21 protein-coding genes are annotated in these 24,512 nt (G+C 67.4%); 16 read left to right on the plus strand and 5 right to left on the minus strand.

Annotation, left to right across the window (positions count from 1 at the left end; genetic code table 11):
- Nucleotides 1-69 precede the first annotated feature (69 nt).
- Nucleotides 70-1,161: a carbohydrate kinase family protein gene (locus tag MRBLAR12_RS09905; protein ID WP_229994812.1), complete on the plus strand. Its 1,092-nt coding sequence runs from the start codon at nt 70-72 to the stop codon at nt 1,159-1,161.
- A gap of 221 nt (nt 1,162-1,382) precedes the next feature.
- On the opposite strand, the gene MRBLAR12_RS09910 is transcribed toward MRBLAR12_RS09905, so the two are convergent.
- Nucleotides 1,383-1,724 (minus strand): YciI family protein, encoded by a 342-nt coding sequence (locus MRBLAR12_RS09910; RefSeq protein WP_364745987.1) that lies wholly within the window; start codon nt 1,722-1,724, stop codon nt 1,383-1,385.
- 311 nt (nt 1,725-2,035) lie between these two features.
- On the opposite strand from MRBLAR12_RS09910, the gene MRBLAR12_RS09915 reads away from it, so the two are divergent.
- The 7 genes from MRBLAR12_RS09915 (at nt 2,036) to tsaD (ending at nt 7,886) form a co-directional block, all read left to right on the plus strand.
- Complete coding sequence (locus tag MRBLAR12_RS09915; RefSeq protein ID WP_364745607.1) at nt 2,036-2,500, plus strand: phage tail protein; 465 nt, start codon at nt 2,036-2,038, stop codon at nt 2,498-2,500.
- 236 nt (nt 2,501-2,736) lie between these two features.
- The gene (locus MRBLAR12_RS09920) at nt 2,737-3,180 is read left to right on the plus strand and encodes a VOC family protein (RefSeq protein WP_364745610.1); all 444 of its coding nucleotides are present in this window, start codon (nt 2,737-2,739) and stop codon (nt 3,178-3,180) included.
- Nucleotides 3,181-3,570: 390 nt separating this feature from the next.
- Entirely contained in the window at nt 3,571-4,791 is a 1,221-nt protein-coding gene (alr, locus tag MRBLAR12_RS09925; protein WP_364745612.1) for an alanine racemase, read from the plus strand.
- Entirely contained in the window at nt 4,788-5,561 is a 774-nt protein-coding gene (gene tsaE / locus MRBLAR12_RS09930) for a tRNA (adenosine(37)-N6)-threonylcarbamoyltransferase complex ATPase subunit type 1 TsaE (protein ID WP_414645484.1), read from the plus strand. The genes alr and tsaE overlap by 4 nt, the downstream gene beginning before the upstream one ends.
- On the plus strand, nt 5,561-6,232 hold the full coding sequence (gene tsaB, locus MRBLAR12_RS09935; RefSeq protein WP_229994806.1) for a tRNA (adenosine(37)-N6)-threonylcarbamoyltransferase complex dimerization subunit type 1 TsaB: 672 nt from the start codon (nt 5,561-5,563) through the stop codon (nt 6,230-6,232). Before tsaE ends, tsaB begins: the two co-directional genes overlap by 1 nt.
- A gap of 53 nt (nt 6,233-6,285) precedes the next feature.
- Nucleotides 6,286-6,753 (plus strand): ribosomal protein S18-alanine N-acetyltransferase, encoded by a 468-nt coding sequence (gene rimI / locus MRBLAR12_RS09940; RefSeq protein WP_229994817.1) that lies wholly within the window; start codon nt 6,286-6,288, stop codon nt 6,751-6,753.
- Complete coding sequence (gene tsaD, locus MRBLAR12_RS09945) at nt 6,750-7,886, plus strand: tRNA (adenosine(37)-N6)-threonylcarbamoyltransferase complex transferase subunit TsaD (protein ID WP_229994805.1); 1,137 nt, start codon at nt 6,750-6,752, stop codon at nt 7,884-7,886. Before rimI ends, tsaD begins: the two co-directional genes overlap by 4 nt.
- Before the next feature lie 88 nt (nt 7,887-7,974).
- On the opposite strand, the gene MRBLAR12_RS09950 is transcribed toward tsaD, so the two are convergent.
- A complete protein-coding gene (locus tag MRBLAR12_RS09950; RefSeq protein WP_229994804.1) occupies nt 7,975-9,126 on the minus strand; it encodes a glutamate--cysteine ligase in 1,152 nt (383 codons plus the stop codon).
- Between the two features lie 299 nt (nt 9,127-9,425).
- Between MRBLAR12_RS09950 and MRBLAR12_RS09955 the strand changes: the two genes are divergently transcribed.
- Nucleotides 9,426-10,259 carry a shikimate 5-dehydrogenase gene (locus MRBLAR12_RS09955; protein ID WP_364745616.1) on the plus strand — a complete coding sequence of 278 codons (834 nt, stop codon included), beginning with the start codon at nt 9,426-9,428 and terminating at the stop codon, nt 10,257-10,259.
- Between the two features lie 62 nt (nt 10,260-10,321).
- Here the strand turns inward: MRBLAR12_RS09955 and MRBLAR12_RS09960 are convergent, their stop codons facing one another.
- Complete coding sequence (locus tag MRBLAR12_RS09960) at nt 10,322-11,545, minus strand: class I SAM-dependent methyltransferase (protein WP_364745619.1); 1,224 nt, start codon at nt 11,543-11,545, stop codon at nt 10,322-10,324.
- Nucleotides 11,546-11,611: 66 nt separating this feature from the next.
- Between MRBLAR12_RS09960 and MRBLAR12_RS09965 the strand changes: the two genes are divergently transcribed.
- The 4 genes from MRBLAR12_RS09965 to MRBLAR12_RS09980 all read left to right on the plus strand — a co-directional run bounded on the left by MRBLAR12_RS09965 (nt 11,612) and on the right by MRBLAR12_RS09980 (nt 17,133).
- A complete protein-coding gene (locus tag MRBLAR12_RS09965) occupies nt 11,612-12,046 on the plus strand; it encodes a hypothetical protein (RefSeq protein ID WP_229994802.1) in 435 nt (144 codons plus the stop codon).
- A 711-nt stretch (nt 12,047-12,757) separates the two neighbouring features.
- On the plus strand, nt 12,758-13,054 hold the full coding sequence (gene groES / locus MRBLAR12_RS09970) for a co-chaperone GroES (RefSeq protein ID WP_018773735.1): 297 nt from the start codon (nt 12,758-12,760) through the stop codon (nt 13,052-13,054).
- Between the two features lie 81 nt (nt 13,055-13,135).
- Complete coding sequence (groL, locus tag MRBLAR12_RS09975; RefSeq protein WP_229994801.1) at nt 13,136-14,746, plus strand: chaperonin GroEL; 1,611 nt, start codon at nt 13,136-13,138, stop codon at nt 14,744-14,746.
- Nucleotides 14,747-15,057: 311 nt separating this feature from the next.
- The gene (locus MRBLAR12_RS09980; protein ID WP_364745623.1) at nt 15,058-17,133 is read left to right on the plus strand and encodes an acyltransferase family protein; all 2,076 of its coding nucleotides are present in this window, start codon (nt 15,058-15,060) and stop codon (nt 17,131-17,133) included.
- A gap of 91 nt (nt 17,134-17,224) precedes the next feature.
- Here MRBLAR12_RS09980 and MRBLAR12_RS09985 read toward each other — a convergent pair whose 3' ends face one another.
- Nucleotides 17,225-18,193, minus strand: a complete 969-nt coding sequence (locus MRBLAR12_RS09985) for a DUF389 domain-containing protein (protein WP_229994799.1) — start codon at nt 18,191-18,193, stop codon at nt 17,225-17,227.
- Between the two features lie 214 nt (nt 18,194-18,407).
- Between MRBLAR12_RS09985 and MRBLAR12_RS09990 the strand changes: the two genes are divergently transcribed.
- The 3 genes from MRBLAR12_RS09990 (at nt 18,408) to MRBLAR12_RS10000 (ending at nt 24,303) form a co-directional block, all read left to right on the plus strand.
- Nucleotides 18,408-20,504, plus strand: coding sequence for an acyltransferase family protein (locus tag MRBLAR12_RS09990; protein WP_414645486.1), 2,097 nt, complete (start codon nt 18,408-18,410; stop codon nt 20,502-20,504).
- Between the two features lie 277 nt (nt 20,505-20,781).
- Nucleotides 20,782-22,293 carry an IMP dehydrogenase gene (guaB, locus tag MRBLAR12_RS09995; protein WP_229994798.1) on the plus strand — a complete coding sequence of 504 codons (1,512 nt, stop codon included), beginning with the start codon at nt 20,782-20,784 and terminating at the stop codon, nt 22,291-22,293.
- 159 nt (nt 22,294-22,452) lie between these two features.
- Nucleotides 22,453-24,303 carry an ABC transporter ATP-binding protein gene (locus MRBLAR12_RS10000; protein WP_229994797.1) on the plus strand — a complete coding sequence of 617 codons (1,851 nt, stop codon included), beginning with the start codon at nt 22,453-22,455 and terminating at the stop codon, nt 24,301-24,303.
- Here the strand turns inward: MRBLAR12_RS10000 and MRBLAR12_RS10005 are convergent.
- Nucleotides 24,290-24,505: a hypothetical protein gene (locus MRBLAR12_RS10005; RefSeq protein WP_229994796.1), complete on the minus strand. Its 216-nt coding sequence runs from the start codon at nt 24,503-24,505 to the stop codon at nt 24,290-24,292. The two genes, MRBLAR12_RS10000 and MRBLAR12_RS10005, sit on opposite strands and share 14 nt — an antisense overlap.
- Nucleotides 24,506-24,512: the final 7 nt, after the last annotated feature.

Consider the following 24,512-nt stretch of genomic DNA (forward strand, 5'->3'; position numbering starts at 1 on the left):
ATTCCCCGCAGGCCAGGGCCCCGGTTCCTGCGGTTTCCCTCGACGGCGGTACAGCGTAGTGTGCCGTATATGGACGCGACCCCGGCGCGGCGCTTTGATCCGCTCTCTGCCGTCCGCAGCCCGGCCGCGGACGGGTTCGACCTGCTCCTGACCGGGACGGTGTTCCAGGACATTATCTTCACCGGGCTGCCCCACGCGCCGCAGCCCGGAACGGAAATCTGGAGCGACGGGATGGGCAGCTGCCCCGGGGGTGTCGCCAACCAGGCGATCGCCGCGTCCCGGCTGGGACTGCGGACCGGTCTTGCCGCCGCGTTCGGCGATGACGGCTACGGCGACTACAACTGGAAGATCCTCGCCGCCCAGGAACATGTGGACCTGTCCCTGTCGCGGCGTGTGCCGGGCTGGCATTCGCCCGTCACGGTGTCCTTGAGCGTGGAGAAGGACCGGTCCATGGTGACGCACGGGCACCCGGCACCGGTGACCTCCACCGAGCTGGTCGGATGCCCGCCGCCGGCGCTCGCAGCCGTTGCGGAGCTGGGGGAGGAACTCGAACCGTGGGCTGTCGACGCGCACAAGAACGGCGTCCTGCTGTTTGGCGATGTCGGCTGGGACCCCACCGGCGCGTGGTCCTCGACCCGGCTGGACAACCTGAAGTACTTCCACGCCTTCATGCCGAACCAGCATGAGGCTATGAACTTCACCGGCCGCGACGACCCCTGGTCCGCGCTGTACTCGCTCGCAGAGAGGGTTCCGGTGGCGGTGGTCACCCTCGGCGCCCAGGGGTCCATGGCCGTGGATTCGGAAACGGGGGAGGAAGAGTGGGTCCCGTCCCTGCCTGTCCGGGCCTACGATCCCACCGGTGCCGGTGACTGCTTCGGTGCGGCATTCATTGTCGGTTCCCTGGCCCGCTGGCCGCTGGGAGACCGGCTCCGCTTCGCCAATCTGTGCGCCGCCCTGGCCGTCCAGGAGGTTGGCGGCTCACTTGCCGCACCCGGCTGGGGGGACATTGCCGACTGGTGGCAGCGGGCCAACGCCCGGAAGGAACGGCAGGGCAGCCAATGGCTTCGCCGCTACCGCTTCCTGGAAGAGATCGTGCGCGATGTCCCGCCCGAGGCGCAGCGGCGGGCGACGGCGACCATCGCCCACCTGTCCGACGCGTAGACGGGCCGGGGGCGCCTGGGCGGGGCCGTTGCTGTTGCCTCTGGGTTACCACTGGACATGTCCTCCTGAGCCTTCCTGTTGCCAATGGACATGTCCTCCGTTCAAGCCAATGCGTGGACCCGTGCCCGTTGTGCGCATTCGTGGGTCGTCGAGCGCGACAAATCCGTGCGATCGCGAATATGTCGACCGCGAGTCCAGCGACGAGGAGACCCGGCCGAGACCTAGCTGGCGGGGTCGTATTGGAAAGCGCGCACTTCCTGCGCGCAACGGCAGGCGACCGCGATCTTCGCGGCCCACTCCAAGGCCGCATCGTACGAGGGCAGCTCCAGCACCGAGTAGCCGCCTTCGAGCTGTGTCGTCTGCGGGTAGGTGCCCTCGCTCACCGTCCCATCGCCGTCGACCATGACGGGCGGGATGCTCTCATCGATGCCGCCGCCGAACACCCAGACGCCGGCGTCCTTCGCCTCCTGAACGACCGCATGCGCCGCATCCGAAACGGCCTGCAGGTCTTCGTCAGGAAAGACCATGGCGGCACTCGGAAACGAGATCAGATACTTGGTCATCGCGTCGACTCCTTCTTCACAGCACGGGCGATCACATTCATCCTCGCCGATGCCATCGTGCCGCGCAAAGATCTCGGCGGTCCCGCGGATGCCGGTGCCCACTCACGGATCCGCCTCAACATCGGACGTTTCTAACGATCCGAATCGTGTGCTTATAGGGCCCCTTCACCGGCTGCTGGACCGGAACCCAGCTTTGCGCCTATCCGCGTCGGCCGTCACGGGGATCGGCGCGCTACGCACGTGCGTTCTGACGTCCGGGCAGCACGTCGTCGCGTTAGATTGGTCCCAGCACATCTGACCAGGAGGCCCGCATGCCGTACATCGTTGACTTCGAGAACGTTTCTACTGTCGGCTTGGAATCGTCTCCGGTCGCCGAGGCACTTGCCGGGTTGCGCGCCAACGAGGGCCGCTATTACCGGAACAAGTATGACCACGCCTTCACAGTGAGCCCTGCAGGCGAGGTTCCGGAGGTGGTCGACAGGGTGAGCCGCATCCTCAGGGACGAGCGGGACATCGTCATCGGCTCCCGCCCGCTCGAAGCGACCGCCTTCGAAGTGGACGGTTTGCGGATGGCTTATGTGTTCTACGAGTCGGGGCTGTCGATCAACGTCATGTACAGCATCGAGGAAGGCGGGAAGCGAGCGGTCGGATTCAAACTCGCCGAGGGCATGGAGATTCCGGAGGAACTGGCCTCCCGCTTCAAGTTCGCTCGCCAGAAGTCGAAGCTGGCGGGCGTTATCCGCGGCTCTTACTTCGTGATTAAGGGCGAGTACTGACCGGGCTCACCGCCGCGTCTTGGGCGACGCCGCGACCGCTGCGGGCCTGAGTCCCGCGCCGGCGCGGGGGACTCAGGCCCGCAGCGCGGTGCTTGTCGGAGAAGGGGCAGTCTGCCAATCCTTCGGATTGTTCAATCAGGGCGCCGGAAGGATTTCGCCGATGGTTGTGTTGGGAATCTCCGTCGGCTCCGTCCCTTCGGACGGATCGAGAAGATGAGCACCGGAGGATGGACCTCATGTCACATGTACGACGTTTCGATCATGTCGGTATCACTGTTGCCGATCTCAACGCGGTGACGGCGTTCTTCGTCGGGCTGGGTCTCGAGGTCGAGGGCACGCGGATGTTCGTGGAGGGCGAGTTCCTCGACACGGTCATCGGCATCCCCGACTCCCGCACCGAGATCGTCATGCTGCGGCCGCCCGACGGAGGTACCCGGGTGGAGCTCTCGAGCTTTGTCCGGCCCGACCACCAGCCCGGATCGCCCGCGGCGATGGCCAATGAGTTGGGGCTGCGCAACGTGGCCTTCGAGGTCGACGACCTCCAGGGGACCGTCGACCGGCTGGCCGCGGACGGCTACGGGCTGGTCGGCGGCATCGGCCAGTACGAGCACATCTGGCGCATGGCCTACGTGCGCGGTCCTGAGGGGATTATCGTGTCCCTGGCCGAGCGGATCGGCTGAACGCTGTCCACCAAACCAGCGATGCAGCACAAAGGGGCGCTGCAAGCCCTGCGAATCTTAATTCAGCCAGTCACGCAATCGTTCGTTCGCCGTGAACGTCCCACAATCAACACCACGTTCAGGTAGGTGTTGCGACGCTCACGAGAGAGCGCTCTGTAGCCGTTGTGCATTCGTGGGCGTGAAGAATGGGCATGTCCCGCGGTGGGTGCCGGTCCGGGTTGCTGCCACCTGTGGGCATGTCCTCTGCTGGGGCCGAGGCGTGGGCCTGTTCCCGTTGTGCGCATTCGTGGGCGTGAAGAATGGGCATGTCCCGCGGGGAGGAAGGGCATGTCCAGTGGTGGCCGGGGCCTCCGATTATTTGGCCCGCGGCGCCGCGCCTAGAATCGTTAAGTGACTTACCAAGCAGCAACAGGCGATCTCCTGCCCGGATCGGCGGCAGTGCCGGCCCACGCTGAGGAGCGCTCGGCCGTAATCGACCTCGACGCCATCCGGCACAACGTCCGCCGCCTCGCAGCCGTGGCCTCACCCGCGCAGGTCATGGCCGTGGTCAAGGCCGACGCCTACGGGCACGGTGCCGTCCAGGTGGCCCGGGCGGCCCTCGGTGCGGGGGCCAGTTGGCTGGGCGTGGCCCACATCTCCGAGGCCCTCGCCCTGCGCGCCGCCGGGATCGAGGCGCCGCTGCTGGCCTGGCTGCACACCCCGGACAGCAACTTCGCCGCCGCAGTGGCCGCCGGAATCGACATCGGCTGCTCGGGCTGGGAACTGGACCGGATCGTGGCCGCCGCCCGCGAACAGGAACGGCCCGCCCGCGTTCATCTGAAGGTCGACACCGGGCTCGGCCGCAACGGCGCCACCCTCGACGCCTGGGACAGCCTGGTGGGTGAAGCCATGGAACACCAGGACCAGGGCCTGCTCCGGGTCGTGGGGATCTTCTCCCATCTGGCCGTCGCCGACGAACCCGAACGGCCCGAAACCGACGAGCAGCTCGCCGCGTTCCGTCAGGTCCTCGCAGTTGCCCAGGACGCCGGCGTGGACCCCGAGGTCCGCCACCTGGCCAACACCCCGGCCGCCCTCTCCCGGCCGGACACCCACTTTGACCTGGTCCGCGTGGGCCTGGGCCTGTACGGGCTGTCCCCGTTCGAAGGACAAACCCCGGCCGAGCTCGGTCTGCGCCCGGCCATGACGGTCCGCACTGTGGTTTCGCACTGCAAGGACGTGCCCGCCGGGCAGGGCGTTTCCTACGGCCTGAATTACCGCACGGACGGCGTCAGCACCCTCGGGCTCATCCCGCTGGGCTACGCCGACGGCGTGCCGCGCATTGCCACCGGCGGTCCGGTCCGGGTCGAGGGCGTGAACTATCCGGTCGTAGGGCGCATCGCGATGGACCAGATGGTGATCGACCTCGGCCCCCGCCATGTGGCGGCCGGAGGCCCGAGCATCCTCGGGGCCGAGGCGGTGCTGTTCGGCGACGGCGCCGACGGCGGACCCACGGCCGATGACTGGGCCAGGGCTGCCGGCACCAACAACTACGAGATCGTCACCAGGATCAGCCCCCGGGTGCCGCGCCGCTACCTCAACGAAGAACCCTCCGCCGGCGAAGAGCGGCCGTGAGCGGGCCCGCGTGGGAACGGAGCCTTGAGGTCCGGACGGCGGCGCAGACGCACGCGCTCGCCGCGGCCCTCGGCGCCGTGCTGGAAACGGGCGACCTGCTGGTCCTGACCGGCGAACTGGGTGCGGGCAAGACCACCTTCACGCAGGGGCTGGGGGAAGGACTGGGCGTGCGGGCAGGCATCATTTCGCCGACCTTTGTCCTGGTGCGGATCCACCCCAATCTGCCCGGAGGACCCCGGCCGGGCGGGCCGGACCTGGTGCATGTGGACGCCTACCGGCTGGAGTCGGCCGCCGAAATCGATGACATCGATCTCGAAAACACCATGGACAGCGCCGTGACGGTGGTCGAATGGGGCCGCGGCCGGGTTGAGCACCTGAGCGACAGCCGGCTTGAGGTGGAACTCCACCGGCCGCGCGGGGGCGCCGCGGGCATAGGCGCCGCGGGCATGCCCGCCGTGGCCCAGCCCGCCGGGGCACCGCGCGCGGCGGCCGATTCCGCTGCCGATCCCGGCGTGCTGGATTTCGACACGGACGACGACGACGAGCCGCGGTCCGTGGTGATCCGCGGCTTCGGCCCGCGCTGGGCCGAAGCGCCGGCGCTGCCCGGCGTCGTCGAGCCCGTGCCCGCCAGCGGATCCGGGCCCGCCACCGCACCCGTGCCCGTCACCGCACCCGGACCCGTCACCGCACCCGGGCCCGCCACCGCACCCGGGCCCGCCACCGAGCCCGTGCCCGAGACCACGCCCCAGACCCCGGAACGGAACTCCTGATGCTGATCCTCGCCATCGACACCTCGGCCGTCGCCAGCGCCGCGCTGGTCTCCGATGACGCGCCGGAATCCGTGCTCGCCAGCTTCGCCACCGCAGACACGCGCACCCACGCGGAGGTCCTGGCCCCGGGGATCGACGAGCTCCTGGCCGAGGCCGGCGTCAGCGGCCGCGACGTCGACGCAATCGTCACCGGCGTCGGCCCCGGACCGTTCACGGGACTGCGTTCCGGGATCGTCACCGCCCGCACCCTCGCCTTTGTCTGGGGCAAGCCGCTGTACGGCGTCATGAGCCTGGACGCGATCGCCCTGGAAGTAGCCGAATCCACCGACTCGGCCGCGGAGTTCATTGTCGCCACCGATGCGCGCCGCAAGGAAGTGTACTGGGCCCGGTATACCCTCTCCGATGCCCAGCTGCCGCACCTGGCGGACGGGCCGCACGTGGGATTCGCCGCGGATCTGCCGGACCTGCCCGTCTACGGTGCCGGGGCCGGAATCTACTCCGACGTCGTCAAGGCGGTCACCGAATTCAGCACCCGGCAGCCGGAGGCCCTCTCGCTGGGCCAGTTCGCGCTCGCCCGGCTCGCAGCGGGGGAACAGCTCCTGGACTCCACCCCCCTGTACCTGCGCGAATCCGACGCCCAGGTGCCCGGACCAAGGAAGCGTGCCCTGTGAGCCCGGAACGCGCCGCGCCGCGCAGGCTGCCCGGCGGGGTTACCCTGCGGGACATGGACGCCGCGGACATCCCCGCCGTCCACGCGCTGGAACGCCGGCTCTTTCCCGTGGATGCTTGGCCGCTGCAGATGTTCCACGACGAGCTGGCGCAGACGGACACCCGCCGCTACCTCGTGGCGGAGGTCCACGGAGGGATCGTGGGCTACGCCGGACTCATGTGCATCGAACCGATCTCGGACGTCCAGACCATCGCCGTGGTGCCCGAGCAGGAAGGAAAGGGCATCGGCTCTGCCCTGCTCACCGAGCTGATCGTGGAGAGCCGACGCCGCCGCGCCCAGGACGTGCTGCTGGAGGTCAGGGCGGACAACCCCCGCGCCCAGGAGCTCTACCGACGCTTCGGCTTCGAACAGATCCACGTCCGGCCCCGCTATTACCGCGACGGCGTCGACGCCCTGATCATGCGGCTCCAGCTGCCCCGCGAACCACTTAGCCCCCAGCCAGAGGAAGCAGGCCGACCATGAACCGCACCCAGCCGCTCGTGCTCGGCATCGAGTCCTCCTGTGACGAAACCGGCGTCGGCATCGTCCGGGGGACCGCTCTGCTGACGAACACCGTCTCGTCCTCCATGGACGAACACGTCCGCTTCGGCGGGGTGATTCCCGAGATCGCCTCCCGGGCCCACCTCGACGCGTTCGTCCCCACCCTCGAGGAGGCCCTCGCCGAGGCGGACGTAACGCTCGCGGACATCGACGCGATCGCCGTCACCTCCGGGCCGGGCCTGGCGGGGGCCCTCATGGTGGGGGTGTGCGCGGCCAAGGCGCTCGCCGTCGCCACCGGAAAACCCCTCTACGCCATCAACCACCTGGTCGCGCATGTCGGCGTCGGACTCCTGCAACAGCGCGCCGGCACAATGACGCTGTCCGGCAACGCGACGCCGTCCGGCGCGCCGTCGCCGCAAACCCCGCCGCACGCCCTGCCGGAGAACATGGGCGCGCTGCTGGTGTCCGGCGGCCACACCGAGATCCTGCGGATCCGGAGCATTACGGACGACGTCGAGCTGCTGGGCTCCACGATCGACGACGCAGCCGGCGAAGCGTATGACAAGGTGGCGCGGCTCCTGGGCCTGGGCTACCCGGGCGGTCCGGCGATCGACAAACTCGCGCGCACCGGCAACGCCAAGGCCATCCGGTTCCCGCGCGGCCTCACCCAGCCCAAGTACATGGGGACCGCCGAGGCGCCCGGGCCGCACCGCTACGACTGGTCCTTCAGCGGGCTCAAGACCGCCGTCGCCCGCTGCGTTGAACAGTTCGAGGCCAGCGGCGAGGAGGTCCCCGTGGCGGACATCGCCGCGGCCTTCCAGGAAGCCGTGGTGGACGTCATTACCTCCAAAGCGGTGCTCGCCTGCCGCGAAAACGGGATCACGGAGGTCCTTCTGGGTGGAGGCGTCGCCGCCAACTCGCGGCTGCGCCAGCTCACCGAGCAACGCTGCAGTGCCGCCGGGATCCGGCTGACGGTGCCGCCGCTGCCGCTGTGCACCGACAACGGCGCGATGGTGGCGGCCCTCGGGGCCCAACTGGTCATGGCCGGAGTGGAACCGAGCGGAATCGGTTTTGCCCCGGACTCCTCGATGCCGGTCACCACAGTCTCCGCCTGAGGCCTCGACCGCCTAAAGCCGGGTCCGGCCTAAAGCCTGGTCCGGGCGAATCTGAGTCCGCCTCCGTGGAGGCTGCAACAGTCCGGAGCTAGGCGTCCGGCCCCTGCCGCATCTGCTTGACCAGATCCAGGACGACCGCGCGCAGGTCCCCGCCGTGCTCGGCGGCGACCCGGCGTTGGCGCTCGTAGCCGGCGCCGCGCTCGATGATCTTCTCGACGTCGGCCAGTTCGGCGCTGCAGCCGAGCTTCGCCGCCACGGGCTCAAGCCGCTTGAGTGTCTCGCGCAGGTGCTCGGTGACGAGCTGCTCGTTGCCTTCGGCGTCGAGGATGATGATTGCGTCCAGGCCGTACCGGGCCGCGCGCCACTTGTTTTCCTGGACGTGCCACGGCGGCATGGTGGGAATGGTGCCGCCGTTCTCCAGCGTGGTGGAAAATTCGTCGACCAGGCACTGCGTCAATGCCGCGATCGCCCCGACGTCCTCGAGGGTCGCCAGGCCGTCGCAAATGCGCATCTCGATGGTGCCGAGGGCCGGAACGGGGCGGATGTCCCACCGGATCTCGGAGAGGGTGTCGATCACACCGGTGGTGAACATGTCCTGCACGTAGGACTCGTAGTCCTCCCAGCTGGCGAACTGGAACGGCAGCCCGGCGGTGGGCAGCTGCTGGAACATGAGGGCGCGGTGCGAGGCGTAGCCGGTGTCCTCGCCGCCCCAAAACGGGCTGGACGCGGAGAGCGCCTGGAAGTGCGGGAAGTAATTGACCAGGCCGTCCAGAACCGGAAGGACCTTGTCCCGGCTGTCCAGTCCGACGTGCACGTGGACGCCGTAAATGACCATCTGCCGGCCCCACCACTGGGTCCGGTCAATGAGCTTGGCGTAGCGTTCCTTGTCCGTGACGGGCTGGAGCTGTGGCGGGCTGAAGGGATGGCTTCCGGCACAAAAGATCTCCACGCCCATGGGATCGGTAACGTCCCGGACGGCCGCGAGCGAGCTGCTCAGGTCCGCTTTGGCTTCCGCGACGGTGGTGCAGATGCCCGTGACGAGCTCCACGGTGTTGAGCAGCAGTTCCTGCTTGATGTGCGGGTGCTCGTCGTCCTCATTGAGTTCGGGATGCCGGGCAGCGACTCCGCGGAGCACCTGGTTCGCCACGGAGGCCAGCTCACCGGTTTCGGCGTCGACGAGCGCCAGCTCCCATTCCACGCCAAGAGTCGACTGCCTGGATGAAGCGAACTCGATCTTCATGTGGTCCCTTCACTGTTTTGCTGTCACTGGCCGCGGTCCTGGTGGGAAATGCGCTGGCAAACACCCTCGGACGTGCCACCGGCGGTGGCACGTGACATTTCCCATCAAGGCGCCGGGCGGGCGGCTGACAGGGCTACGGGTGGTCCAAGTCTAGTGCAGGGGCGCCGCCGCGACGCGTGTCATAGTTACCGCTGGTGCGTGAGTGTATTCACAAAGTGGCTGGTCAGCGACGGTTCATGTTACGACATGGGGCCGGCGGCCGGGGGGTGACCGGACCCGTCCTGGCGTTTAATGGAGCTGTGCCCATTCTGAACAAAGACATGACCCTGTGTATCTCGCTCTCGGCCCGGCCCAGCAACAACGGGACGCGCTTCCACAACCACTTGTACGAACAGCTGGGCCTGAACTGGATCTATAAGGCCTTCGCCCCCACCGATCTCGCCCAGGCAATCGCCGGCGTGCGCGGTCTCGGCATCCGGGGCTGCGCGGTGTCCATGCCCTACAAGGAGGACGTGATCGCCCTCGTTGACGTCATGGACCCGTCGGCGAAGGCCATCGATTCGGTCAACACCATCGTCAACGACGGCGGCCGGCTCACGGCCTACAACACCGACTACACGGCCATCGAGCAGCTCCTGCACAGCAACGCCGTCCCCACGGACTACTCGGTGCTGGTCCTGGGCTCCGGCGGCATGGCCAAAGCCACTGTGGCCGCGCTGCGGGATGCCGGCTTCAAAGACGTGACCGTCGTGGCCCGCAACGAAGACTCCGGCCGCGCCCTGGCCGAACAGTACGGCTTCACCTGGAGCGCGGAACTGGGCTCCAGGGAGTCCGGCACCGGCACGGCCGACCTGCTCATCAACGTCACACCGGTCGGCATGGCCGGCGGACCGGACGCGGCGGCGCTGTCCTTCCCGCAGGAGGCCATCGACGCCGCGAAGGTGGTGTTCGACGTCGTCGCCCTCCCGGCCGAGACGCCTCTCATCAAGGCCGCCCGCGCGGCCGGCAAGACCGTGATCACGGGAGCCGAGGTAGCCACGATCCAGGCGCTGGAGCAGTTTGTGCTCTACACCGGGATCCGGCCCACGGACGAACAGATCAGGTCCGCCGAGGAGTTCATGCGGGCCCAGTAGCCCAATACTGCAATAGGCCGGCGGCCCGGCCGCTTAGCCCCGGGATCCTGCTCGGGCGGTGCCTAGACGGGCTCCACCGAGATGGCCACCCGGTCCTCGCCGATCCTGGTGAGGACCAGGGTGGCTGATTTCTTGCCCTTGTGCTTTGCGCTTCCGCCGGCCAGGAGTTGCTTGCGCAGTTCTTCCGGTGTGACGGCCGTGCCGCGCTTCTTGATATCCAGGACGCCGATCCCTTCGTCCTTGACCCATGACTTGAGCGCTTTGACGTTGAACGGCATCACGTCGAGGACCTTGTAGGCCTTGGCGAACGGGGTGTCCCGCAGGTCCGGGGCACAGATGTAGGCGATGTGCTCGTCCACGAGGTGCCCGCCCAGCTGGAGGGCGACGTCGGCCACCAGCCCGGCGCGGATCACCGCTCCATCGGGCTCGTACAGATAGCCCTCCACGGGTCCCACGGGCGCCACCGGGCCGCCGTCGAAGTCCTCGCCGCTGGTGAGTTCGGCCGCACCCTGCGGGCCGAGCAGGAGGGCTGCGCGCCGCACGCCGGGACGCCGCACCGCGTTGAACCACAGGGCCACCTCGGTCACGTCCCCGCCGACGGAGACCCACTGGGCCTCGCAATCCGCGGGCACGGAATCGTGCGGCATGCCCGGCCCCATCTTCACTCCGACGGCGCGGCCGGAGCCGGCCAGCGACGCCACGAAGGACAGGGGAGGGGAGAAATCCTCCGGATCCCAGATCCGTTTGGTGCCCGACGTGGACGTGGTGCGCCGGGCCGGGTCCAGCCAGACGCCGTCGACCCCCTCGAGCGACACCAAGGTGGCATCCGCATGGACCACGGTGGCATTGCGGAACGGGATCAGGTTCATCGTGGCGCAGGCGGCCGTGGCCTCGTCCATTTCCACTGCGGTGACCATCAGGTCCAGGGACGCCAGGGCCATCGCATCCGCTCCGAGCCCGCAGCCGAGATCCGCGACGTGGCCGATCCCGGCCTCCGCGAACCGCTGCGCGTGCCGCGCCGCCACCGTGAGCCGGGTGGCCTGCTCCAGGCCGGCTTTGGTAAAGATCATCTGCCGCGCGAACTCCCCGAACTTGGCCTCGGCCTTGGTCCGCAGCCGGGACTGCGTGAGGACCGCCGAGACCATTTCGGGGGAGTGGCCGGCCTTGCGCAACGCCGCGGTGAGGCGGAAGGCCTCGTCCTCACGGTACGGGCCCAGCGACGCCAGCAGCTCCCAGCCCTCGGGCGTGAGGATCGGGGCAATATGTTCCTGCGGTGCGTCAGTCATGCCATCCAGCGTAGTTGAGCTCCGCGGGCACGCTGTGACCGGACCGCGGGGGCTAGGCTTGACGGCATGGAAGACAGCGGGACAGGCGACAGCATCGCAGAGGACACAGCCGGGCAAGACACAGCCGGGAACGACTACTCCGGGCAGGGGCGCCGGCGCCCGCAGGGTCTCGCAAGCTACGCCCGGCCGGCGCTGATCGCCGGCGCCGTGATCGCCGTCGTGTGCATTGCCCTTTTGGTGATCATTTTCTTCCTCGACTCCTTCAACGCCACCGTGTATTCCGTCGGTGGCAAGAACGTCCAGGACGCCACGGACGAGGCCCGGGCCATCCGCGACACCTACGCCGCTGCCCGGCTCGGCGGCATCATCTTCCTCATCGCAGGCATCCTGCTGGCCGCCGCCGGCGCCGTGCTGATGTACCGACACCGCAACGACGAGGGCCAGGACGTGGACGAAGACGACGGCGAGGACGTGGACTTCGAAGACCTCGCAGGCCAGTAGGCGCGGGCCCGCAAGGCCCGATCGTCCATGGGACATGCCCAGCACCCGGCATCAGGAGTGGGCATGTCCTCCCGGGCAGCCCGCACCCGTGGGGCATGTCCATAGGTCAGCGCCAGGAATGGGCTTGTCCTCCCGGGCAGCCCGCACCCGTGGGGCATGTCCATCGCTCAGCGCGGGCAGAGAGCATGATGCCCAAGTGTCCACCGGACGCCGCGAAAATTGGGCATGTCCCTCTGGCCCGCCCGCACCCGTGGGGTATGTGCAGCGTCCAGCGCCAGGAATGGGCTTGTCCTCCCGGGCAGCCCGCACCCGTGGGGCATGTCCAGCGCTCAGCCCGGGCAGAGAGCGTGATGCCCAAGTGTCCACCGGCCGCCACGAAAATTGGGCATGTCCCTCTGGGCAGCCCGCACCCGTGGGGCATGTCCATCGCTCAGCCTGGGCAGAGAGCATGATCCCCAAGTGCCCACCGGACGCCGCGAAAATTGGGCATGTCCCGCCGTGGAAATGTTCACCCGGAACGAATTTCTGGCACTCGCCTTGACCGAGTGCTAACCATTTACATAGAGTCGTCATTAGCACTCTCCCTAGGAGGGTGCTAACACATGAAGCGCGTTCCGCCAGGCACGCTGCCGGCACCGCGACGACGGTCTGCGCGCCTGGGCATCACCGCTTCATAGTCCACGAATTTGCTGACGAAAAGGAGAGGTCCGAGTGTCGGTCTCTATTAAGCCTCTTGAGGATCGTATTGTTGTCCGCCCGCTCGAAGCCGAGCAGACCACGGCTTCCGGCCTGGTTATCCCGGACTCCGCACAGGAGAAGCCGCAGGAAGGCGAAGTTGTTGCAGTAGGCCCCGGCCGCTTTGATGACAACGGCAACCGCGTTCCCATTGACGTTGCCGTTGGCGACGTCGTCATCTACTCCAAGTACGGTGGAACCGAAGTCAAGACCGGCGGCACCGAGTACCTCGTGCTCTCCGCCCGCGACGTTCTGGCGATCGTCGTAAAGTAACTCTCTTGGACCCCCGCGCAGCCGATCCTTTCGCATTGAATGGATCAGTTGCGCGGGGTTCTGTCTTGAAAGGACAAAACCATGGCAAAGCAGCTTGCGTTTAACGACGCTGCCCGCCGGTCGCTTGAAGCCGGCATCGATAAGCTCGCCAACACCGTCAAGGTCACGCTGGGCCCGCGCGGCCGCAACGTCGTACTGGACAAGAAGTGGGGCGCCCCCACGATCACCAACGATGGCGTGACCATCGCCCGTGAAATCGAGCTGGATGACCCCTACGAGAACCTTGGCGCGCAGCTTGCCAAGGAGGTCGCCACCAAGACCAACGATGTTGCCGGTGACGGCACCACCACCGCCACCGTCCTGGCCCAGGCCCTGGTCAAGGAAGGCCTGCGCAACGTAGCGGCAGGCGCCGCACCGGGCGAGATCAAGCGCGGCATCGAGGTTTCGGTCGAGGCCGTCGCCGCCCGGCTGCTGGAGAACGCGCGCCCGGTTGAGGGCACGCAGGTTGCCAACGTTGCCGCAATCTCCGCCCAGAGCGACGAGGTCGGCGAGCTGCTGGCCGAGGCGTTCGGCAAGGTCGGCAAGGATGGTGTGATCACCATCGAGGAATCCTCCACCACGCAGACCGAGCTGGTCCTCACCGAGGGCATGCAGTTCGACAAGGGCTACCTGTCCCCGTACTTCGTCACCGACGCGGAACGCCAGGAGGCCGTCCTCGAGGACGCCCTGATCCTGATCAACCAGGGCAAGATCTCCTCGGTGCAGGACTTCTTGCCCCTGCTGGAAAAGGCGCTGCAGAGCTCCAAGCCGCTCTTCATCATTGCCGAAGACGTCGAGGGCGAGGCCCTGTCCACGCTCATCGTCAACCGCATCCGCGGCACGCTGAACGTCGTCGCCGTCAAGGCGCCGGGCTTCGGTGACCGCCGCAAGGCCATGCTCCAGGACATCGCGACCCTCACCGGTGCGCAGGTTGTCTCCCCGGAGCTGGGCCTGAGCCTGGACACCGTTGGCCTCGAGGTGCTGGGCACCGCACGCCGCATCACGATCACCAAGGACAACACCACAATCGTCGACGGCGCCGGTTCGGCCGAGGACGTCGCCGCCCGTGTTGCCCAGCTGCGCGCCGAGCTGACCCGCACCGATTCGGACTGGGACAAGGAAAAGCTGCAGGAACGCCTGGCCAAGCTGGCCGGCGGCATCGGCGTGATCAAGGTCGGCGCTGCCACCGAGGTTGAGCTGAAGGAAAAGAAGCACCGCATCGAGGACGCCGTGTCCTCGACCCGCGCTGCCCTCGAAGAAGGCATCGTGGCCGGCGGCGGTTCCGCCCTCATCCACGCGCTGAAGGCGCTCGACGAGGACGCTGCCGTCCAGGCCCTCGAAGGTGACGCGGCTGCGGCCGTCGGCATCGTCCGCCGCGCCCTGGTCCAGCCGCTGCGCTGGATCGCCCAGAACGCCGGCTTCGACGGCTATGTCGTGGCTGCCAAGGTGGCCGAATCCTCCGTGAACCAGGGCTTCAACGCCAAGTCCGGAGAATACGAAGACCTGATCGCGGCCGGCGTCATCGACCCCGTGAAGGTGACGCGTGCGGCTCTGCGCAACGCGGCCTCCATCGCGGCGCTGGTCCTCACCACGGAAACTCTCGTGGTGGAGAAGCCGGCTGACGAAGACGAGCACGCAGGCCACAGGCACTAGGTTCTGCCCGCAAAGGGGACGGCCCGGCATCTTGCCGGGCCGTCTTTTTTCTGCCCTTTTTCTGCCGCCGCCCTACCGCCGCCGGACGCACGTCTGCTGCATACCCGCCGCGGTTCTGCCGGGATTCTGGCGGCAAATTGCCCGGATTCCGGCGCCTTGACCAGGCAGGCGCCGCACCGGCGCCGAGAATTCACTGGAAACTCACACCCTGGCGTGCCTCAATGGAGATCGGTGGCTGCTGCGACGATTGGCCATCAAAATTACGTTTTGGTAACATGGACGCTTTGGTTATCTGGTTGAGGGGTTGTTCTATGACACAGCAAAGAACCTCGCCCCTGCCTGCCCGCAATAGTGCCGCGCACAGGGCCAGCCCCGCCGCACCCAAGGCCGGCCGAAAATCCACGTTCAGGCCAGAAATCCAAGGACTCCGGTCCCTGGCCGTGCTGATGGTCATGAGCTACCACATCTGGCTGGGCCGGGTCTCCGGCGGCGTGGACGTGTTCTTGCTGATCTCGGCCTTCCTCATGACGCTGCAGTTCGTCGGCCGCTACGAGCAGGGCCGGCCCATGGCTTTGCTCAAGCATTGGCTGCACCTTTTCCGGCGCCTGATTCCGGCTGCCGTCACCGTCATGGTGGCCGTACTCGCCGCAAGTATCCTGTTCCTGCCCCGGACCCGCTGGCTGGAAGTCATCAACCAGGGCTGGGCCTCCCTGTTCTACGCCGAGAACTGGCTCCTGCAGTCCGAAGCCACGAACTACTACGCCTCGGACCACAGCCTGGCCAGCCCCTTCCAGCACTTCTGGTCCCTCTCGATCCAAGGGCAGGTCTTTATCCTGTGGCCGCTCATCTTCGCAGGAGCGGCAATCCTCGCCAGGCACTTCAGGCTCCGCTACCGCGTGCTGCTGTGCTACATATTCGCCCTGATCTTCGTTGTTTCGCTCGTCTACTCAATCGTCTTCACCCAGACGTCCCAGACGGTGGCGTACTTCGATACCTGGGCACGGCTGTGGGAGTTCGCGCTCGGCACCCTGGTGGCACTGGCCCTTCCCGGCCTGCGGCTTTCCCGGGGCTGGCGCCTGGCCCTTGGCTGGCTGGGCATTGTGGCCATGCTCAGCTGCGGCCTCCTGCTCAATGTCCAGGCGTCCTTCCCCGGGTTCGTGGCCCTCTGGCCCACCCTGGCGGCGGCCTGCGTCATGGCCGCCGGGCAGTCCGGCAGCAAGCTGGGCGTCGACCGGATCCTCAGTTCAAAGCCATTGGTCCGGCTGGGCGACATCTCGTACGCCCTGTACCTGTGGCACTGGCCGGTCCTGGTCATCTCCCTCGCCGCGACGCACCGGGACCGTGCGGGGCCGATCACCGGCGCCGTCATCGTCACCGTGTCGCTGGTGCTCGCCTATCTCACCACCCGCTTTGTGGAGAAACCCTGGCGGGAATGGAAGTGGCCGGAGGTGCGGCGGCGCCGCGCATTCATTGCCATCGCCGCGGCTGTGGTCACTGCCGTCGTGCCGCTGGCCGGCTGGCAGCTTCAGCTCAACATCGCCACGGCAGCCGCGGCGAGCCAAGCCTGGGCCAACAATCCGGGTGCCCGGTCGTTGGACCCCGCCTACGTCGACGGGGCTGACAAGTCTGCCCCGCTCCTTCCCACCCTCGCCACGGCAGCGGAGGAATGGCCCGAGTACGCGGGCGGCTGTAAAGCGGACGAGAAGGAACTCACCAACGTCTGCAACAACGGCAAGCAGAATCCCACCAAGACCGTGCTGATCATTGGCAACTCGCATGCCCACGTGTGGGCGACCCCCATCCTCACCATGGCCGATAAGTACGGCTGGAGGGTGGAGGCCATCACCAAGGGGTACTGCCCCGTGACGGACCACCAGGCCGCGGGGCTCTCGGAGGGCTGCCTGGACTTCAACAAGGACACCCTCAAGAAGGTGCTCGAGATGAAGCCGGATGTCGTGGTGACAACAAGCACCCGGACTGACCCCGACCCGAGCAACACCGAATTCATGGACCCGGGCTGGGTTCCGCCGATCAAATCCATCAATGACGCCGGCATCCCCGTGGTGGCGCTGCGGGACACCCCGCGCTTGCACGAAGCCGTTCCCGCCTGCCTCGAGAGCAACACCGAAAACTACGCCGCCTGCGGGACGATGACCGCGGAAAACTACCAGGCAGCGTCGCCCGATGCAGCCGTGGCCGGGCAGCTGCCGGCCACCAAGTTTCTGGACTTCAGCCGGTTCTTCTGCCCGGACAAACTCTGCCCGGCCGTAATCGGCAATGTGATGGTCTACAAGGATGACAACCACGTCACCCGGACCTACATGGAGAGCCTCACTCCGTACTTTGAGACCAAGTTCATGGCAGCTACCGGCTGGAAGGCCGGGTAACGACCGTACGGTCCTTTGGGACGGCTGACTGACTGACTGACTGACGGGCTGACTGACTGCCGGCACGCGGCCGGCCGTCAGCGCCGGGCCGTCAGCGCCGTGAACGGTCCGCCCGGCGCCGCAGCCGGATTGCGGCGTCCGGGGGCAGCCGCTTGGTCACCAGCCGGTAGAAGATGAGAACCCCGACGGCGGCCACCACGATTCCCAGCAGGTTCAGGAACAGCTGCAGGGCGGAGCCGGCCGCCTTCTGGTACTCGCCCAGGACCAGTGCCACAGCCACGAACCCCGCCGCCGGCACCGTGGTGACCGAGATGAACACCCCGACCAGCGCCGCTGAACGCCGGCTGATGACCGACAGCATCCCGGCTATGCCGGCCAGCACGGCGACGATCAGGGAATACGGGCCCGGGTGGTAAATGAATTCAACCGCTGAACCGCGGTCCAGCGCGTCACGCGGAAACAGCCCGAGCGGCACGGACAGCCATGCGGCCAGGGCGGCAGCCAGCATCGCGACGGGAAAGCCGACGCCGAGGGCCAGCGCCGCGTCGCGTCCGAGCCGGCGCTGGCGCCGGACCAGGGCCACGGCCAGCGCAGCCAGCGGGCCGAACTCCGGGCCCACGGCCATGGCACCGACGATCGCAATGGTGGAGTCCGTGACGATGCCGATGGCCGCCAGTTGGGTCGCCAGGACCAGGAAGGTCAGAAACGTCCACGTCAGGCGCGAATCTTCGCCGGACTGCCGCGACACCTCGTCCCAGATCACGGCGTCCGCGCCCTCACCCGGTGCCTCCGCCTCCGCCTTGTCGGACCGGTCCGAGAGCACCAGGTCCGGCTCGGTGACCGAAATTGATCCCCGCTGCTGGACATCGAGGACGTGGAGCTTCTCCACGAGCCCCTCCACGGATTCGCGCGCCAGCAGGACCTCGATAACGTCCCCGGGCGGCATGACGGAAGCGCCCTTGGCCAGCGCGACTTCCGAGACGCCGACGTGACTTGTACAACTTTCGACAACAACTCCGGACAACTCACCCGGGACACAAATGCGCAGCTGCACGATCACTTAGCGGCCTCCTCAGACTCGTCCAGCCTAGCTTCCGCGCCACGACCGCGCCGGGGCCGGCGCCGCCGGCCGGCTCCGCGGGTGCGCCGTCCTCCGGGCGCGGGAAGGCTGCCGCCAGGGCCGCGGGAAGGCTTCCCGCGGGCGCCGGCGATTGGCCAAGAAAATTACGTTTCGGTAACATTGATGTTTTGGAAACTGGCCGGAAGGGTTATTTGTGTCGAGCGAGCGAACCATCGTCACCCCGCCAAGGGCAGACGCCGGTTCTCCGTCGAGCCGAAAAACAAGCTACCGACCCGAAGTCCAGGGCCTTCGCGCCCTCGCGGTCCTCATGGTGGTCACCTACCATGTGTGGCTGGGGCGGGTCTCCGGCGGCGTAGACATCTTCCTTCTGATTTCGGCATTCCTGATGACGCTCAGCTTCACGCGGAAGGTCGAGAGCGGCGCGCCGCTCCGGCTGCTGAGCCACTGGATGCATCTGCTCAAGCGCCTGCTGCCCGCCGTCGTCGTCGTGATTCTCGGCGTCCTCGCCGGCACCTGGGCCATCCTGCCGCAAAGCCGCTGGCCCGAGGTCCTTGAGCAGGCCTGGGCCTCCCTGTTGTACCGGCAGAACTGGCTTCTGGCGGATAGCGCCGTGGACTACTACGCCCAGGACCATTCGGGCGCGAGCCCGCTCCAGCACTTCTGGTCACTCTCGATCCAGGGCCAGGTGTTCGTGCTCTGGCCTCTCGTCTTTGCCGGCACGGCACTTCTTTCCAGCCTGCTCCGGCGCGTGTACAGCTGCCGGAACGGAAAGAACCACGTGCTGCTGCGCTACCGGTCCCTGCTGGCAGCGGCCTTCGGCGCCATCTTCGCCGTGTCCCTCGCGTACTCGATTCAACAGACCGCAACGAACCAGGCCCACGCGTACTTCGATACCGGCGCCCGGCTCTGGGAGTTCGCCCTCGGCTCGCTCCTGGCCCTCGCCCTGCCGTACATGAAGCCGGGCAAGATCCTGCGCATCGTACTGGGCTGGGCCGGCCTGGTGGCCATGCTCTCCTGCGGGCTGCTGCTGACCGTGGACCGTTCCTTCCCCGGATTCATCGCGCTGTGGCCCACGCTGGCCGCCGCCGCGATCATCACCGCCGGCCAAAGCGGCAGCCGCTTCGGCGTCGACCGCTTCCTGACCTGGAAACCCCTGGTGGCGCTGGGAGACAACTCCTACGCGCTCTACCTCTGGCACTGGCCGCTGCTGGTCCTGGCCCTCGCCGGGGCGGGCATCACGGCGCCGAACCTGTTTCAGGGGCTGTGCATCGTTGCCGCGTCCGTCGTTTTGGCCGTGCTCACCACCCGCTTCGTCGAGAAGCCGCTGCGCGAATGGCACTGGCCCAAGCGCCGGGCGTGGCGTACCGCCGTCGTGATTGCCGCCTGTGGTGCGCTGCTGGCCGGTCCCGTCGCCGTCTGGCAGAGCCAGCTCGTCGCCGACGAGGCCGAGGCGGCATCCCAGCCCAAGGAGCTGACCCCCGGCGCGGCCGCCCTGGCACCGGAAAACGCCGGCAAACCCACGCCGGAGGCGAGAATCATCCCCGCACCGGCAGCGATGAAGAACGAGTGGGCCGACATTGACGGGCTGTGCACGGACGGAAACGTCCCCAGCGACCCCTTGCTGCAGGGCTGCCTGCAGAACAACAAGTCGGAGAAGGTCACCAAACGGATCGTGGTGCTCGGTGACTCGCATGCCCAGCAGTACATGGCGGCGCTGGGCCCCATTGCGAAGAGCCACGGCTGGGAAGTGGTCACCCTCCTGAAGGGCAACTGCCGCTTCGGCGGGGAATCCCCGGAGCGGGACGCGGACTGCAACGCCTTCAACAGGGCCAGCGCGCAGTACGTACTGGACCACCACCCCGACGCCGTTTTCACGGTTGCGTCCCTGACCCACAAGGAAGCACCGTTCGAGACCGAAGTGCCCCAGTACCTGGAGGGCATCAAACCCTTCACCGACGCCGGCATGGACGTGGTGGGCATCCGCGACAACCCCCGCTTTAACATCAACATGCCCGAGTGCGTCCAGAAGAACGGCGAGGACGCGGCGGAATGCAACGTGCCGGAGCAGGAATCGCTCGCGGGGTCCTCGCCGCTTGACGCCTACCGCGGCCAGGTGCCCAGGCTGCACCTGATGGACATGAGCGATTTCATCTGCGCCAACGGAACCTGCCCCGCTGTGGTGGGCAACGTGTACGTCTACAAGGACGACAACCACCTGACCAAGACCTACGTCCAGACCATGATCCCCATGTTCGAAAAGCGGCTGCTCGCCGCCACCGGCTGGAAATAGGCCGGCCGATCCCGGCGGGGGCGGCCGATCCCGGCTGGGGCGGCCGCAGGGCCGGTTTGGGCGGTCGGGGAGACGTGCGGGCATGGGACGGCTCACATTGAGCCGCACATTACTGCCCCGGAATATGGCTATCGCCGCCAAGGTTCTACTATTTATTCAGGACTTCTGCACAACCTGCTGCACAACCTTCTGCACAGACCAGACCCGTAATGACGGGCTGGTCATCTGTTGCAACCCCTACCCGTGAACCCCGTAACCCAAGGTAAGAGGCGCACTCATGACCCAGCCCGAACACAATCCCTTCGGCTTCATCGGCCTGACGTACGACGACGTCCTGCTCCTGCCCGGCCACACCGACGTGATCCCCTCGGAAGCGGACACGTCCTCCCGGATCTCCAAGCGCATCACGGTCCAGACCCCGCTGCTCTCCGCCGCGATGGACACCGTCACGGAGTCTCGCATGGCCATCGCCATGGCGCGCCAGGGCGGCCTCGGCGTCGTCCACCGCAACCTTTCCATCGCCGACCAGGCCGACCAGGTGGACCGGGTCAAGCGCAGCGAATCCGGCATGATCACCAACCCCCTGACCATCGGCCCCGAGGCCACGCTGGCCGAGCTGGACGACATCTGCGCACGCTACCGCGTCTCCGGTCTCCCGGTGGTGGACGAGGGCAACAGGCTGCTGGGCATCGTCACGAACCGCGACACCCGCTTCGTGCCCGAATCCGACTTCCCGCTGCGGCTGGTCAGCGACGTCATGACCAAGATGCCGCTCGTCACCGGGCACGTCGGCATCAGCCGCGAGGAAGCCTCGCACAAGCTGGCCACGAACAAGATCGAGAAGCTGCCGCTCGTTGACGAGCAGGGCCGGCTCAAGGGCCTGATCACCACCAAGGACTTCACCAAGGCCGAGCAGTACCCGCTCGCCACCAAGGACGACGAAGGCCGCCTGCGCGTCGGCGCGGCGATCGGCTTCTTCGGCGACGGCTGGGAACGCGCCATGACGCTCGTGGACGCCGGCGTGGATGCCCTCTTCGTGGACACCGCTAACGGCCACTCCCAGGGTGTGCTGGAGATGATCCGCCGGCTCAAGTCCGATCCCGTTGCGGCGCACGTGGACATCATCGGCGGCCAGGCAGCCACCCGCGAAGGTGCCCAGGCACTGATCGACGCCGGTGCCGACGGCATCAAGGTCGGCGTCGGTCCCGGGTCCATCTGCACCACCCGCGTGGTTGCCGGTGTGGGCGTCCCGCAGATCACGGCCATCTACGAGTCTGCGAAGGCTGCCATCCCGGCCGGCGTCCCGCTGATCGCCGACGGCGGCCTGCAGTACTCCGGTGACATCGGCAAGGCGCTCGTCGCCGGCGCCGACACCGTGATGCTCGGCTCCCTCCTGGCCGGTTGCGACGAATCACCGGGTGACCTGATTTTCGTCAACGGCAAGCAGTTCAAGAGCTACCGCGGCATGGGCTCCCTTGGGGCCATGCAGACCCGCGGGAAGAACACCTCCTACTCCAAGGACCGCTATTTCCAGGCGGACGTCTCCGGCGACGACAAGCTCATCCCGGAAGGCATCGAGGGCCGGGTCGCGTACCGCGGTCCGTTGTCGTCGGTGGCGTACCAGCTGGTCGGCGGCCTCCGCCAGACCATGTTCTACACGGGCGCACCAACCGTGGCCGAGCTGAAGGCGCGCGGCAAGTTCGTCCGCATCACCCCGGCCGGGCTCAAGGAATCGCACCCGCACGACATCCAGATGACGGTCGAAGCCCCGAACTACGGGTCGCGCTAAGACCCTCTGCCAGAACGGGTGAGCCCGCCGAAACCACAGTTTCGGCGGGCTCACCCCCTTAAGGGGCAGGCTCACCCTTCTTAGGGCGGCTTACGGCGGCCCGTTTCCAGCGGCGGTGCCGCTCACGCCGGCTCCGGGCCGCGGAACTAGGCTGGAGGCATGTCCGAACTCCTGCCGGCACGTGCGCCCAAACGCAAGCTCGCGCTCAAGCCCTACGCCCGCGCCGTGGCGCAGGTGCTGCGGGTCAGCTTCCGGGCCTCGCCCGCCGCCGTCGTCATGAAGGTCCTCGGCTCGCTGATCTCGGCGCTCCTGCCGCTGGTCACGACGTACTTTGCCGCCCTGACCACCACGGCGCTGGCCGCCGCCTACGCGGGCGACGCCGACGCCGGCGGCCAGGCCGTCGTCTACGTCATCATCACCGCGGCACTCGGGCTCTTCTGGGGATCGTTCAGCAGCGTGGACCGCTACATCCAACAGCTCATGAGCTTCCGGGTCGGCGCGATAGTCGGGGATCTCATGTACGAGCGCTTCCTGACCCTGGACTTCTGGCGCTACGACGACAAAGAGACCGTGGACCTGTACGACCGCGCCAAGCGCTTCTCCGATTCCTATGCCCGCGTCCTGGACCGGATCGCCGCCATCTTCACCCAGCTCGTCTCCGTGCTCCTGGCCATCGGCGCGCTGCTGCTGGTCAGCTGGTGGATCGCCGTGATCGTCCTGATCGCGATCGTCCCCAGCGTCTACCTGCAGTTCAAGCTCTCCCGCGAACAGATCGCGCACTGGAACACCCAAGTCGATTCCCGCAGGCAGCGCAGGATGATTGAAACCAACCTCCTGCGCCCGCAGCACATCGCCGAGATGCGGCTCTACGGGATCGTCGGCTACCTCATGGGGCTGCGCTCCCGGCTGCGGGACGCCGACGAAAAGCGCCGGCTGGACTTTCAGAAACGCTACATTCCCAAACAGCTCGCGGCCGATGCCCTGCAGTACGGCGCCGAGGTCGTCTCCCTGATCTGGGTGGTGGGCCAGATCATCGCCCGCGCCCAGCCGGTGGGGCAGTTTCTCTATGTCCAGCAGATTGTCAGCCGCGCCCTGTCCACCGCCAACAACCTCGTCTCCTCGCTCAGCTCGATCGACGAGGACCTGGCGAACCTCAAGGACTACGAGCTCTTCATGGCGCTGCCGGTGCAGTCCGGCCACGCCCCGCCCCTGCTGCAGGCGCCGAAAACGGTGGACCTGCGGGACATCCGCTTCACCTACACCGGCAGCGAACTGGAAGTGATCCGCGGCATTTCGCTGACCATCAGGCAGGGCCAGCACATCGCGATCGTCGGGGAGAACGGTGCCGGCAAGTCCACCCTGATCCGCATCCTGGCCGGGTTGTACCGTCCCGATTCCGGGCAGGTGATGCTCGACGGCGTGGACCTCGCCGCCGTCGACGTCACGTCCTGGCACCGGCACCTGGCGGTGCTCAGCCAGGAGTTCCTCAAATACGAATTCGCCACCGCGGCGGAAAACATCTTCTTCGGCGACGTCGATTCGCCCCGCGATGACGGTCGGGTCCGTCGCTCCGCCGCGGATGCCGAAGCCCTCGAGTTCATCAACAAACTGCCCAACGGCCTGGACAACCATGTCAGCAACTGGATGGAGGACCCGCGCGGTCGGAAGGGTTCCGGCCTTTCCGGCGGGCAGTGGCAGCGCCTGGCGATGGCGCGGAACTTCTACCGCAACGCCTCGTTCATGGTGATGGACGAGCCGACGTCGGCCATCGACGCGCTGGCCGAGCACCGGATCTTCACGAGGCTCTTCGCTGACCGCGCCAGTACCATCATCGCCATCAGCCACCGCCTCGCCACGATCGAGAAGGCTGACGTGGTCTACATGCTCGAGGACGGCAGCATCGTCGAACAGGGCACCCACAAGGAACTCGTGGCGCTCCGCGGCCGCTACTTCCGGATGTTCGAATCCCAGCTGACCGTCCCGGATACCGAGAACGTCAGCGGCGAGTGAGGGGAGGGCCTTCGATGGTGGTCCGCACGCGGGCCAGGCTGGGTCGCGGCGGGACACTGCTGAAACCGAAGCCGACGGCGGGCCGGACGGCGGCGAACGGGGACTGCGCCCACAGCCCCACCACCGCGCGCAGGCCCGAGCCCGTGCCGATCCCGGCAATGTGCCCGTCGAAAATCCACCGCTGCCCGTGGTGCCAAAGCATGACGGAC

It is taken from the genome of Arthrobacter sp. LAR12-1-1.1 (assembly GCF_040676555.1).
Taxonomy (GTDB): Bacteria; Actinomycetota; Actinomycetes; order Actinomycetales; family Micrococcaceae; genus Arthrobacter.